The sequence below is a fragment of the Planifilum fulgidum genome, assembly GCF_900113175.1.
Lineage (GTDB): Bacteria > Bacillota > Bacilli > Thermoactinomycetales > DSM-44946 > Planifilum > Planifilum fulgidum.
Window position 1 is genome coordinate 79,074 of record NZ_FOOK01000012.1, and the last position, 12,423, is coordinate 91,496.

Below are 12,423 nucleotides of genomic sequence, written 5' to 3' on the forward strand. Positions count from 1 at the left end.
CAGATGGGGGTGAAGAGTTTGGCGAAAATGCGCGTCTACGAATATGCAAGAAAGATGAACATGAGCAGCAAGGAAGTGCTCACCATTCTCAAGCGAATGAACATGGACGTCAACAACCACATGAGCGTGATGAACGACGAGATGATCGAAAAGGTGGAACAGTTCTTCAGGGATATCAAAAAAGGAGCGGACAAAAAGGAGAAGGAAGAAAAAGAAGGAAAAGCCTTGCAGGGCGAAGAGGCGAAGCGTAACCGCAAGGGAGGCGGAAGCCGGGGACGGCGCCGCAACGGCCAGATGAAGGTCCGTGAAAGGCAGGGGGGTGAAGGAGCGGGTCAAAAGCGCGAGCAGCGGGGAAAAGGAAGCCAAGGGTCCAATCCCCCGCTGAAGGCGGTCGTTGCCCAGGCAGGCGACGAAGCCAACCGGTCCGGCCGGAGAAAATCCAAACCTTCCAAGGACAAAAGCCGCTTCCAGGAGAGCTCGCAGGAGAGGGAAAGCGTCGAGAAACTTCTGGCTCCGCGCGGGAAAAAGGGGCGCAAGCGGCAGCAGGAGAAAAAGGCCCATGCCCGTGAAAAGCAAGCCCCCGTCCTGCCCACCAAACTGGAAATCACGGGGCCCCTTACGGTGGGGGAACTGGCCAAGCGCCTGCGGAGAGAAGCTTCCGAAGTGATCAAAAAGCTGATGGGGCTGGGCGTGATGGCCACCATCAACCAGGAGATCGATGTGGATACGATCACCCTGGTGTCGGAAGAGTTCGGCGTGACGGTGGAATACAAGGAGGAGGTCGACCAGGCCGCCTTTGAAGAGATCGAGGAGACGGATGCTCCGGAGGACTTGAAGGAGCGGCCGCCCGTGGTGACGATCATGGGGCACGTCGATCACGGAAAAACGACCCTTCTGGACACGATCCGCCATACCAACGTGACGGCGACGGAAGCCGGGGGGATCACCCAGCACATCGGCGCGTACCAGGTGGAGGTAAGCGGAAAGAAAATCACCTTCCTGGATACTCCCGGACACGCCGCCTTCACCGCCATGCGGGCCCGCGGCGCCCAGGTGACGGATATCACGGTGCTGGTGGTGGCCGCCGACGACGGAGTGATGCCCCAGACCATCGAGGCGATCAACCACGCCAAGGCGGCGGATGTCCCCATCATCGTGGCGGTGAACAAAATCGACAAACCGGAAGCCAATCCGGAGCGGGTGAAGCAGCAGCTGAGCGAACACGGCCTCGTTCCGGAGGAATGGGGCGGCGAAACGATCTATGTTCCCGTTTCGGCCCTGAAGGGCGAGGGCATCGACGAGCTCCTGGAGATGATTCTGCTCGTGGCGGAAGTGCAGGAATTGAAGGCCAATCCGGACAAGCGCGCCCGCGGTGTGGTGATCGAAGCCGAGCTGGATAAAAACCGCGGCCCGGTGGCGACCGTCCTGGTGCAAAACGGTACCCTCAGGGTGGGAGATGCGCTGGTCGCCGGCAATTATTTCGGGAAAGTCCGGGCGATGATCAACGACCGGGGACGCCGGGTGAAGGAGGCAACCCCCTCCACGCCGGTGGAGATTCTCGGGCTGTCCGACGTTCCCAATGCCGGGGATGCCTTCATGGTCTTTGAGGATGAGAAACAGGCCCGGGAGATTGCCGACATCCGCGCCGAGCGGCAGCGCCAGAAAGAACTGAAGGTCCAGACGCGGATCACGCTGGATGATCTGTACAAGCAGATCCAGGAGGGCGATGTGAAGGAACTGAACATCATCATCAAAGGAGATGTTCAGGGATCGGTGGAAGCCCTGCGCGGAGGGCTGGAGAAGATCGATGTCGAGGGCGTGCGGGTGAAGATCATTCACTCCGGAGTGGGTGCCATCACCGAATCGGACATCATCCTCGCCTCGGCCTCCAATGCCATCGTCATCGGTTTCAACGTCCGCCCCGAGCCCAACGCCCGGGCGATGGCGGAGCAGGAAAAGGTGGATCTGCGTCTTCACCGCGTGATCTACGATGTGATCGAGGAAATCGAATCGGCAATGAAGGGGATGCTGGACCCCGAGTACGAGGAGAAAGTGGTCGGAACGGCGGAAGTCCGCCAAATCTTCAAGGTCTCCAAGGTGGGCACCATCGCCGGATGTTACGTGACCAGCGGAAAAGTGGTTCGCGACGGCAAAGCCCGCCTGATCCGCGACGGCGTGGTGATCCACGAGGGAGAAGTGGACACCTTGCGGCGGTTCAAGGATGATGTCCGCGAAGTGGCCCAGGGCTACGAATGCGGGATGACCCTGAAAAACTTCAACGACATCAAGGAAGGGGACATCATCGAAATCTACGTGGTGGAGGAAGTGGAACGAGCCACATGATCGTCGGGATTCAGGAATGCCGCTGCCGGGTGATCGGTTCGGCTTCCCTGAAGGACAAGCGGCGCGTTGTCAAGAGCGGGCTGGACCGGATCCGTCACCGTTTCAACTTGTCGGTGGCGGAGGTGGATTTTCAGGATGACCGGCAACTGACCACCCTGGCGATGGTCGGGGTCGGCAGCGGCAAGCATGTGGTGGAGCGGGAACTCCGGCAGGCGCTCCGCCTGTTGGAGAATCTCGATGGCCTGGAAGTGCTGGACGCAGAGATCACCTACGCCTGAGCTTTGGTGAGGAGGTGTGGCAGGTGACCCGTATCCGCGCGGCTCGCGTCGGCGAGCAGCTCAAAAAGGAGCTCAGCCAGCTGTTGCAACAGGAATTGAAGGATCCGCGGATCGGTTTCGTCACGATCACGTCGGTGGAGATGAGCCGGGATTTGGAGCACGCCAAAGTGTTTGTCAGCGTCATGGGGGATGAGGAGCAGAAGAAAAAAACGCTGGAAGGGCTTGAAAAGGCGAAGGGCTTCCTCCGGTCGGAAGCGGGGCGGCGTTTGGGCATTCGGAGGACCCCGGAAATCGTCTTCAAGTTGGATCATTCGATCGAGCACGGGCAACGGATTTCCAAGTTATTGGAAGAAGTGAAACGAAGTGAGCCGGATGAATGAATTCTTTCGGGAGGCAACCCGGTTCGTGTCCGAAGGGGAGCGGTATTTGGTGGTTTCCCATGTCGATCCGGACGGTGACGCAATCGGCTCCACGCTGGCGGTGGGACATCTGCTCCGCCTCCTGGGGAAGCGGGCGGTGATGGTGAACGCGTCTCCGGTTCCCGCAAAATACCGCGGACTTCCCGGGGCGGAAGAGATCGCAAGGCCGCAGGATCTCTTTGACGAGCCCCCCTTTGAACGGGTGATCGCCGTGGATGTGGCGGATGAGGACCGGATGGGCGATTGCCGGACCCTCATCGCCCCGGACGCCCGCCTGTTGAACATCGACCATCACCGGACCAACGACCGTTTCGGCACCCATCACCTGATCAACCCCGAGGCGGCCGCGACGGCGGAGGTGTTGTACGACTGGATCGAATCGATGGGGGTCAAGTGGTCGAAACCCCTGGCCGCCTGCGTTTATACCGGCCTGCTGACGGACACGGGGGGATTTCGTTACAGCAACACCACGCCGGCGGTGATGAAACGGGCGGCCCGGCTGCTGGAATGCGGCGTCGATGCCCATCGGATTGCGGAACAGGTTCTGGAGACCCTGACGATCGGCCAGCTCAACCTGCTCCGCCGGGCCCTTTCCACCCTCCGGTTGTCGGAGGATGGACGGATCGCATGGATGTGGCTCACCTATCAGGATTTTGTGGATGCCGGTGCCGGTGAAGGGGATTTGGACGGGATCGTCAATTACGCCCGGAACGTGGACGGCGCCGAGGTGGGAATCCTGTTCCGCCAGCTGAAAGGCGGCGCGGTCAAGGTGAGCCTGCGGTCCAGGCGGCGGGTCGACGTCAGTGAAGTGGCCGGATGTTTCGGCGGGGGCGGCCATGCCCGGGCGGCCGGATGCACCGTCGCGGGAACCCGCGACGAAGTGGAGCGCCGCGTGCTGGAACGGGTGGTGGAGGCGCTCGGCCGATGACGCTGCTTGGCGTGATTCCCGTTTGGAAGCCGGCGGGCATGACCTCCCACGACGTGGTGGTGGAGCTCCGCCGCCTGACCGGCCAGCGGAAAGTGGGTCACACCGGCACGCTGGATCCGGCGGTGGAAGGCGTGTTGCCGATCTGTCTGGGACAGGCGACGCGCATCGCCGAATACCTTCAGGAGCTGCCCAAGCGGTACGCCGGGTCGATGGTCCTGGGAGCTTCGACGGACACTCAGGACCAGACGGGCAGGATCCTTCGGGAGGAACCGGTGGGGCCTCTGGATCCGTCCAGGATTGATGAAGCTTTTCGACGGTTTCGGGGGGAGATCGATCAGGTCCCGCCGATGGTGTCGGCGGTGCGGGTGGAAGGCCGCCGCCTCTACGAATGGGCGAGGGAAGGAAAAGAGGTTCCGCGGCGGGCCCGGCGCGTCAAGATCTATGAACTTGTCCGCACCGGGATGGAGCGGGAAGGAAACCGGCTGCGGATCGATTTCGAGGTTCTCTGTTCAAAGGGCACCTATGTCCGCACGCTCTGTGTCGATATCGGCGCCTGGCTGGGATATCCCGCCCATATGTCCCGCCTGGTCCGTGTCCAAAGCGGCCCCTTTTTCCTTCAGGACACGCTGACGCTGGAAGAGCTTCGCGAAGTGGCGAGGCGCGGTGCCTGGGGGGATGTGCTGGTTTCGCCCGATGCGGCCCTGGGACATTTCCCCCTCCTGGTCGTTCCCTCTTCCGCCCGGCAGGGAGTGCTGAACGGGATGTGGCTGCAGCTGGAAGATCCCTTGGACTCCCGGGCGGTCGGAAGACTGGTGCGGGTGTACACGGAGGAAGGGGAGTTCTGCGCTCTGTACCGGATGTCCGCTCCCGACGTCGCCCGGCCGGAAAAAGTGTTTCGAAATGGGTGAAGCAGATGGAGACGGTGCAACTATCATATCCGTTGGATTCGGACAAAACATACCCGCCCGCAGTGCTGGCGATCGGTTATTTCGACGGAGTTCATCGGGGCCACCAGTCGGTGATCCGCCGCGCCAGGGAACTGGCGGCCCGGCTCGGGGTTGCTTCGGCGGTGATGACCTTTCATCCGCACCCCCGGGAAGTGCTGGGAAAGTCCAAGCTCTCCGGGTATATCACGCCGCTTCCGGACAAGCTCCGCCAGTTTGCCCGTTTGGGTGTGGACCGGACCTATGTGATGAAATTTGACCGCTTGTTCGCGGACCGGACCAAGGAGCAGTTCGTCGAGGAAGTATTGATTCCCCTTCAGGTGAAAGGGGTGGTGGTGGGTTTCAATTTTTGCTTTGGACGGGGCGCTTCGGGCCGGGCGGAGGACTTGAAGACCCTGGGGGAAGGCCGGTTCTGCGTCGAAGTGATCCACCCGGTGCTCGAAGGGGAGATTCCCGTCAGCAGCACCCGCCTGCGGGAAGCCCTCGCCGCCGGAGATGTGGTCACGGCGGAAAAGATTTTGGGCCGTCCCCATCTGGTGGAAGGGGAAGTGGTCACCGGGGACCGACGCGGCCGGACCATCGGTTTTCCCACGGCCAATCTGGCCTTGACTCAGCCCTATGCCATTCCCAAAAGAGGGGTGTATCTCGTCTCCGTTGCCCTTGGGGATCGGTGGATACCCGGCGTGATGAACATCGGACTGCGCCCCACCTTCCAGTCCCCCGAACCGAAGCTCACTCTGGAGGTCCACCTGCTCCGCTTTGAGGGCGACCTGTACGGCAAGACCCTGCGCGTTCGTTTTCACCGCTTTCTCCGGGAAGAGAGGCGTTTTGGCTCCGCGGACGATCTGGTCCGTCAGATTCGGGAAGATGTTCGCCGGGCGGAGGCGATTTGGCCGGAAATTGAATCCGGCGTGAGGGAATGATGGTTTGTCATGCGGAAAGGTTGTCGAAAAGGCGTGCCTCCCTCCATTGGCTCTCCGACGCAGACTGTGCTATAATTAATCGAGATGGCGGCTGAAGCCGCCGGGTTTTCAAACAAACCTTGACGCGGTTGATCGAGGGCCTCGGCGATCTTCTGGGTCAAGGGGTTCAGAAAACGAGGAGGTGTAAAAGATGGCGCTGTCCCAAGAGCGGAAGCGGCAGATCATCGAAGAATTCAAGATCCACGAAAACGATACCGGATCCCCTGAAGTGCAAGTCGCCATCTTGACCGAACGCATCAACGAGTTGAACGAGCATTTGCGGGAGCACAAGAAGGATCACCACTCCCGCCGGGGTTTGCTGAAGATGGTCGGTCAACGGCGCAATCTGCTCAACTACCTGAAGGAAAAGGACATTACGAGGTACCGGAAACTGATCGAGAGGCTGGGGCTGAGAAGGTGACGGAAAAAAGCGGGGAACATCCCCGCTTTTTTCGGTCGAGGTTTTCTTCTACATACGGGGTGGGCAGGAAATACTGTCTGAATGAAGAATCTATGTCTTGTGCACGAGAGGAGGAAGCGATCCGACTATGGAACCGATGGAGCCGAAGATATTCACTTTTGACTTGGCCGGGCGCCCCCTGAAGATGGAGATCGGCAAGTATGCCAACTTTGCGAACGGTTCCGTGCTCGTCCGCTACGGCGACACGGCCGTCATCACAACGGCGGTCGCATCGAAGGAGACGAAAGACACCGATTTTTTTCCGCTCACGGTCAACTATGAGGAGCGGTTGTACGCCGTCGGGAAGATTCCCGGCGGATTCATCAAGCGGGAAGGCCGTCCCAGCGAAAAGGCGGTTCTCGCCAGCCGTTTGATTGACCGCCCGATCCGCCCGCTGTTCCCGGAGGGACTCCGGAATGAAGTGCAGGTGATCGCGACGGTTCTTTCCGTCGATCAGAACTGTTCTCCCGAGATTGCGGCCATGCTCGGCGCCTCCACCGCCCTTTCCATTTCCGACATTCCCTTTGATGGCCCCATCGGCGGAGTGATTGTCGGACGGGTGAACGGGAAGTTTGTGATCAATCCCACCGTCGAGCAGATGGAAAAAAGCGACATGCATCTGGTTGTCGCCGGCACGAAGGACGCCATCAACATGGTGGAGGCGGGCTGTGACGAGGTTCCCGAGAAAGTGGTGCTGGAGGGAATCCTGTTCGGCCACAAAACGATCAAAAAACTGGTGGAATTCCAGGAACAGATTGTTGAGGCCGTCGGGAAGGAGAAGATGGAGCCCGAGTTGGCCAAGGTGGATGAGGAACTGGAGAGCCTGGTGCGCGATCTCGCCACGGACCGGGTCATCGAGGCCGCCAAGGTGGTGGAAAAACAGGCGCGGCAGGAGGCCTTGGACGCGATCCGGGATGAGCTGCTGGAGGCGTTGGCGGAGGATTATCCGGAACCGGAGCAGCAAAGGGATATTGAAAAGGTTCTGGAAATGATTCTGAAAGAGGAAGTCCGGCGGATGATCCTGGAGGAGTCCAGGCGCCCCGACGGACGGGGACCCGAGGATATTCGCCCCCTGTACAGCGAAACCTCCCTGTTGCCTCGCGCCCATGGTTCGGGCCTTTTCCGGCGCGGACAGACCCAGGTGTTGAGCGTCTGCACCCTGGGGGCCCTCGGGGATGTGCAGATTCTCGACGGGCTTGATCTGGAAGAGTCGAAGCGGTTCATGCATCACTATAACTTCCCGCCGTACAGTGTCGGGGAGACCCGTCCGCTGCGGTCGCCCGGTCGGCGGGAGATCGGTCACGGAGCCCTCGGAGAGCGCGCCCTGGAACCGATCATCCCTTCGGAAGACGAGTTTCCGTACACCATCCGCCTCGTTTCGGAGGTGTTGGAGTCCAACGGATCCACTTCCCAGGCCAGCATCTGCGCTTCCACCCTTGCGCTGATGGATGCGGGCGTTCCCATCAAGGCGCCGGTGGCCGGAATCGCCATGGGCTTGGTCAAGGAAGGGGATCGGGTGGTGGTGTTGACCGACATCCAGGGGCTCGAGGACCATCTGGGAGACATGGACTTCAAGGTGGCGGGAACCCGCAAAGGCATCACCGCGCTTCAGATGGACATCAAGATCAAGGGGATCGACCGGGAAATCCTGGATCAGGCACTAAGGCAAGCCAGGAAGGCCCGGATGAAGATCCTCGACCACATGGCGAAAACGCTGCCCAAGCCGCGGAAGGAACTGTCCCCGTATGCGCCCAAGATTCTCACCCTGCGTATTCATCCGGACAAGATCCGCGATGTGATCGGACCCAGCGGCCGGGTGATCAACCGGATCATCGACGAGACGGGCGTGAAGATCGACATCGAACAGGACGGGCGCATCTACATCGCCTCGACGGATCCCAAACAAAACGAGGCCGCCAAAAAGATCATCGAGGATCTCGTCCGCGAGGTGGTGGTGGGCGAAGTCTACATGGGCACGGTGAAGCGGGTGGAGAAATACGGCGCCTTTGTCGAGGTGCTCCCGGGCAAGGAAGGCTTGGTCCACATTTCCCAGCTGGATGCAAACCGTGTCAACAAGGTGTCCGACGTGGTCAAGGTGGGAGACACCATCATGGTGAAGGTGACGGAGATCGACGATCAGGGTCGGATCAATTTGTCCCGAAAGGCGGTTCTGAAGGAACGGTCTTCGGTGAAATAAGGCCGGGCAAATGCCCGTCCCATTATTTTTTCACAAAAAGAGCGGAGCAATCTGGCTCTTTTTTGTGTTTATAAAGCATCTCCGGCTCATACCCAATCCTTCGGCTGCATAACGTTTAGTGGACAAAGAGTGGGAGGTGCTGAGGCCGTGCGGCACGGTGCCCGAATCCGAATGCTCGGCTGGCTGATCCCGGTGCTTCCGCTTCTTTTGGCCCTGGTTCAGTCGCCGGCGGTGACCGCCTATGTCGCCGCGGTGAAGGAGGGGACTTTTCCGGCCTTTGCGGAGGGAGATCTCCGTTCCAGGATCGAAGCGGAAGCGAAGCGCCGCTTTGAACCTCCCGTCGACGCGCGGATTGACAAGGTCTGGAAGGCGATTCCCGGATACGACGGCTTGGCGGTGGATGTGGAGGAGACTTACCGGCTGGCCAAAAAGCGGGAACCCGGATCGCCCATTTCCTGGGTCTACAAGGTGGTGCCCGCACGGATTTCCCTGGACGACCTGGAGCCCCAGCCCATCTACCGGGGAAATGAGAAGAAGCCCATGGTCGCCCTCATGGTGAATGTCTCCTGGGGAACGGAGCACCTGCGGACGATGGTTCAGGTGTTGAAGGAAAATCAGGTTCCCGCCACCTTTTTCCTGGAGGGCTCCTGGTTGAAAAAACATCCGGAAGAGGCCCGGCTCCTGATGAAGGAAGGGCACGAAATCGGCAACCATGCTTATTCCCACCCGCAGATGAGCCGGCTTTCCCCCGCCCGGATCCGCGGGGAGCTCATCCGAACGGAGCAGTTGATCGAGGAGACCCTCGGCGTCCGTTCCAGATGGTTTGCCCCCCCTGCCGGGGATTATAATCAGAGGGTGGTGGAGGAAGCGGACCGGTTGGGGATGAAAACGGTCCTGTGGACCGTGGACACGGTGGACTGGCGAAAAAGTTCCACTCCTGAAATCATGGTGGAACGGGTGAGGAGGGGAGTTGCGGGCGGTTCCCTCATCCTGATGCATCCGACGGACCGCACGGTGAAAGCCCTTCCGGAAATCATCCGAGTGATCAAGGAAAAGGGACTCCGGCTGGGGACCGTCAGCGAGGTGTTGTCCCCGAAGCGGCTGGAGCCGGTTGAGCCGATGGTGACCTTCTGATATAGTTAGGTTGTTGCTTCCATTGAAATGATTTTTTCGCTCGAATTTGCGGCATTGGGAAATGTAAGGAGGATCCCTGTGATCGTCAGGCACACTTTGCCCAACGGCGTGCGCATCGTCGCTGAACCCATCCACCATGTCCGCTCCGTTGCCCTCGGTTTTTGGGTCGGCACGGGTTCCCGGAACGAAACGGATGAAATCAACGGCGTATCCCATTTTCTCGAACACATGATGTTCAAGGGCACGAAGAAGCGGACGGCCCGGCAGCTTGCCGAAGCCTTCGATGAGATCGGCGGTCAGGTGAATGCCTTTACGTCGAAGGAACTGACCTGCTACTATGCGAAGGTGCTGGATCAGCATTTTTCGGCCGCCCTGGAGATTTTGGCGGATATGTTTTTCGGGTCGACGCTGCCCGATGAAGAGATCGAAAAGGAGAAAAAGGTGATCATCGAGGAGATCCGCATGGTGGAGGACACGCCGGACGATCTCATCCATGATCTCCTTTCAAAGGCGGTGATGGGAAAGCACCCCCTGGGCTTCCCCATTCTCGGCAGTATCGAAAACATTCAGGCGTTTGACCGGTCCCGCCTGGAAAACTACCGCCGCCGGCAATATCGTCCCGATCAGACGGTGATCGCTCTGGCCGGCCGTCTGCCGGAGGATTTTCTGGACCAGATCGAATCGTATTTTTCCGCCTTTCCAAAGGGCGGGGACGCTTCGGTGTGCCGGCCGCCCGTTTTCCGGTCGGATGTCGTGGCCCGCAAAAAATCGACGGAACAGACGCACCTCTGCCTGGGACTTCCCGGCCTGGCGATTCAGGACCCGCGAATTTACGCACTCATCTTGCTGAACAACATGCTGGGAGGGAACATGAGCTCCCGGCTCTTTCAGAAGGTGCGGGAGGAACGGGGGTTGGCCTATTCCGTCTATTCCTACCACATGGCCTACCGGGACTGCGGCCTCTTCGCGGTCTATGCGGGCACGGGCCCCGGCCAGGAAAACGAACTGATCCGGCTCATCTTCGAAATCCTGGACGAATTGCGGCAGTCCGGCGTGGAGGAATCCGAACTGAACAAGGCCAAGGAACAGCTCAAGAGCGGGTACATGCTGAGCCTGGAAAGCACCAACAACCGGATGAGCCGGTTGGGGAAAAACGAGCTCCTGCTGGGGAAACACGTGACCCTGGATGAGACGATCGAGTGCATCGAGCGGGTGACGACGGAGGACATCCTCGAACTGGCACGGGATCTCTTTTCCCGGCCCGCTTCCCTTGCCGTGATTTCCCCGTCGGGGGAGATTCCCTCGGCGTACGGGAGGGATGCCCTTGTTTGAGATTGCCGTCAAGCGGTTGCCGGGATGCGAAGACCTTCCGCTTCCCCGAAAAATGTCCCGGGGCGCCAGCGGATTGGACCTGCATGCCGCCGTCGATCAACCCGTGACCCTGACACCCGGCCGGTGGAAACTGATTCCGACGGGGATCGCTCTGGAAATGCCCGAGGGCGTGGAAGCCCAGGTTCGCCCCCGGAGCGGATTGGCCTTAAAACACGGAGTCACGGTGCTGAACAGTCCGGGGACCATCGATTCCGACTACCGGGGGGAAGTGGGGGTGATCCTGATCAACTTGGGAGATGAACCGTTCGTCCTTCACCGGGGAGACCGCATCGCCCAGCTGGTGTTCGGCAGGGTGCTCGATGTCCGGTTGAAGGAGGTGGAGCGGCTCGGCTTCACGGAGCGGGGCGGAGGCGGTTTCGGACATACCGGAAAATGACGGTTTTAAGCTTGGAGCAAGACCTCCTGCGGGGAGCGGATGGCGGGGTGGACGGATTGAAGAGGACCGACCGGGAGCTGGAAAGGATGCGCGAGCAGCTGTACCGGATGATCAGCCGGGCAGGCTTTCGCTTTTCTTCGGATGAGGCGCTTTGGATCAGCGGAAAAATGGATGAACTGATTCTCCAATATTACAGGGAAAGAGACACCGGCTGCCAAAAGCGGTCATTCTTCGGTTCCCGCCGAAGATGACCGCTTCTTTTTTTCGGTTTGCGCGGGACGGTTTTTCGGGCGGGGGATATATTCCCGGATTCCCTTCAATAACGTATAGCAGAGGGGCTTGTGTCGGGGGATCTCCGGCCGCCCCGCGGAAGGAGGATGGGCATGCGCTGGAGCGAATTGGCCGAAAAGGAACTGATCGATTTGGTCAACGGGGAGCGACTGGGATTGATGGGTGAAGCGGATCTTGTGGTGGACCCGGGCAGTGGACGGGTGAAATCCCTGGTTTTGTCGGGGGGCGGGTCCCTCTTTCGGAAAAAAAGGGAGGAGATTACGATCGATTGGGGGATGATCCGCAAAATCGGCCCGGAAATGGTGATTGTCGCCCTCGGCAAAACCGGCGTTTCCAAAGGGTGACGGACTTTCTTCGAGCCCGCGTTGCGGGCTGAGGCTGTTGACAAAGAAGGGTCAACAGCCTTTTTTGTTGAATTCGGAATAAAACAATTCCGAAGGAAGGTTTTTATATGTTCAGGACGAACCCATCCAGGGAATTTCAACCCGAAACAGTCAACATAGAAGACCTTGTTCCCCAAGATCACTTGCTTAGAAAAATCAATGAAACCATCGACTTTTCGTTTATCGCGGAAAAATGCCGCCCCTTGTATTGTCAAGATAATGGGCGTCCTTGCATCGATCCGGTCATGCTGTTCAAAATGCTTTTGATCGGTTATTTGTACGGAATTCGTTCGGAAAGACGCCTCATTGAGGAAAT

General features: G+C 59.5%; 14 protein-coding genes. All 14 read left to right on the forward strand.

What is annotated here, in order from left to right; genetic code table 11:
* Positions 1-60: 60 nt before the first annotated feature.
* Entirely contained in the window at positions 61-2,343 is a 2,283-nt protein-coding gene (gene infB / locus BM063_RS08635) for a translation initiation factor IF-2 (RefSeq protein ID WP_425439138.1), read from the forward strand.
* On the forward strand, positions 2,340-2,621 hold the full coding sequence (locus BM063_RS08640) for a DUF503 domain-containing protein (RefSeq protein WP_177199060.1): 282 nt from the start codon (positions 2,340-2,342) through the stop codon (positions 2,619-2,621). The genes infB and BM063_RS08640 overlap by 4 nt, the downstream gene beginning before the upstream one ends.
* Positions 2,622-2,644: 23 nt before the next feature.
* Entirely contained in the window at positions 2,645-3,001 is a 357-nt protein-coding gene (rbfA, locus tag BM063_RS08645) for a 30S ribosome-binding factor RbfA (protein WP_092037947.1), read from the forward strand.
* Entirely contained in the window at positions 2,994-3,968 is a 975-nt protein-coding gene (locus tag BM063_RS08650) for a DHH family phosphoesterase (RefSeq protein ID WP_092037984.1), read from the forward strand. Before rbfA ends, BM063_RS08650 begins: the two co-directional genes overlap by 8 nt.
* On the forward strand, positions 3,965-4,876 hold the full coding sequence (gene truB / locus BM063_RS08655) for a tRNA pseudouridine(55) synthase TruB (protein WP_092037949.1): 912 nt from the start codon (positions 3,965-3,967) through the stop codon (positions 4,874-4,876). Before BM063_RS08650 ends, truB begins: the two co-directional genes overlap by 4 nt.
* 5 nt (positions 4,877-4,881) lie before the next feature.
* A complete protein-coding gene (locus tag BM063_RS08660; protein ID WP_092037987.1) occupies positions 4,882-5,835 on the forward strand; it encodes a bifunctional riboflavin kinase/FAD synthetase in 954 nt (317 codons plus the stop codon).
* A gap of 190 nt (positions 5,836-6,025) precedes the next feature.
* Complete coding sequence (gene rpsO, locus BM063_RS08665) at positions 6,026-6,295, forward strand: 30S ribosomal protein S15 (protein ID WP_092037951.1); 270 nt, start codon at positions 6,026-6,028, stop codon at positions 6,293-6,295.
* A gap of 136 nt (positions 6,296-6,431) precedes the next feature.
* Positions 6,432-8,531 (forward strand): polyribonucleotide nucleotidyltransferase, encoded by a 2,100-nt coding sequence (pnp, locus tag BM063_RS08670; protein WP_425439140.1) that lies wholly within the window; start codon positions 6,432-6,434, stop codon positions 8,529-8,531.
* A gap of 147 nt (positions 8,532-8,678) precedes the next feature.
* Positions 8,679-9,665, forward strand: a complete 987-nt coding sequence (locus BM063_RS08675; RefSeq protein WP_245752186.1) for a polysaccharide deacetylase family protein — start codon at positions 8,679-8,681, stop codon at positions 9,663-9,665.
* A gap of 78 nt (positions 9,666-9,743) precedes the next feature.
* A complete protein-coding gene (locus BM063_RS08680) occupies positions 9,744-10,997 on the forward strand; it encodes a M16 family metallopeptidase (RefSeq protein WP_092037958.1) in 1,254 nt (417 codons plus the stop codon).
* Positions 10,984-11,433 (forward strand): dUTP diphosphatase, encoded by a 450-nt coding sequence (gene dut, locus BM063_RS08685; protein WP_092037961.1) that lies wholly within the window; start codon positions 10,984-10,986, stop codon positions 11,431-11,433. Before BM063_RS08680 ends, dut begins: the two co-directional genes overlap by 14 nt.
* A 47-nt stretch (positions 11,434-11,480) precedes the next feature.
* Positions 11,481-11,684 (forward strand): aspartyl-phosphate phosphatase Spo0E family protein, encoded by a 204-nt coding sequence (locus BM063_RS08690; RefSeq protein ID WP_177199061.1) that lies wholly within the window; start codon positions 11,481-11,483, stop codon positions 11,682-11,684.
* 132 nt (positions 11,685-11,816) lie between these two features.
* Positions 11,817-12,068 (forward strand): YlmC/YmxH family sporulation protein, encoded by a 252-nt coding sequence (locus tag BM063_RS08695; protein WP_092037966.1) that lies wholly within the window; start codon positions 11,817-11,819, stop codon positions 12,066-12,068.
* 107 nt (positions 12,069-12,175) lie between these two features.
* The coding region (locus BM063_RS08700) for a transposase (protein ID WP_143085290.1) at positions 12,176-12,423 on the forward strand (248 nt) is incomplete at its 3' end.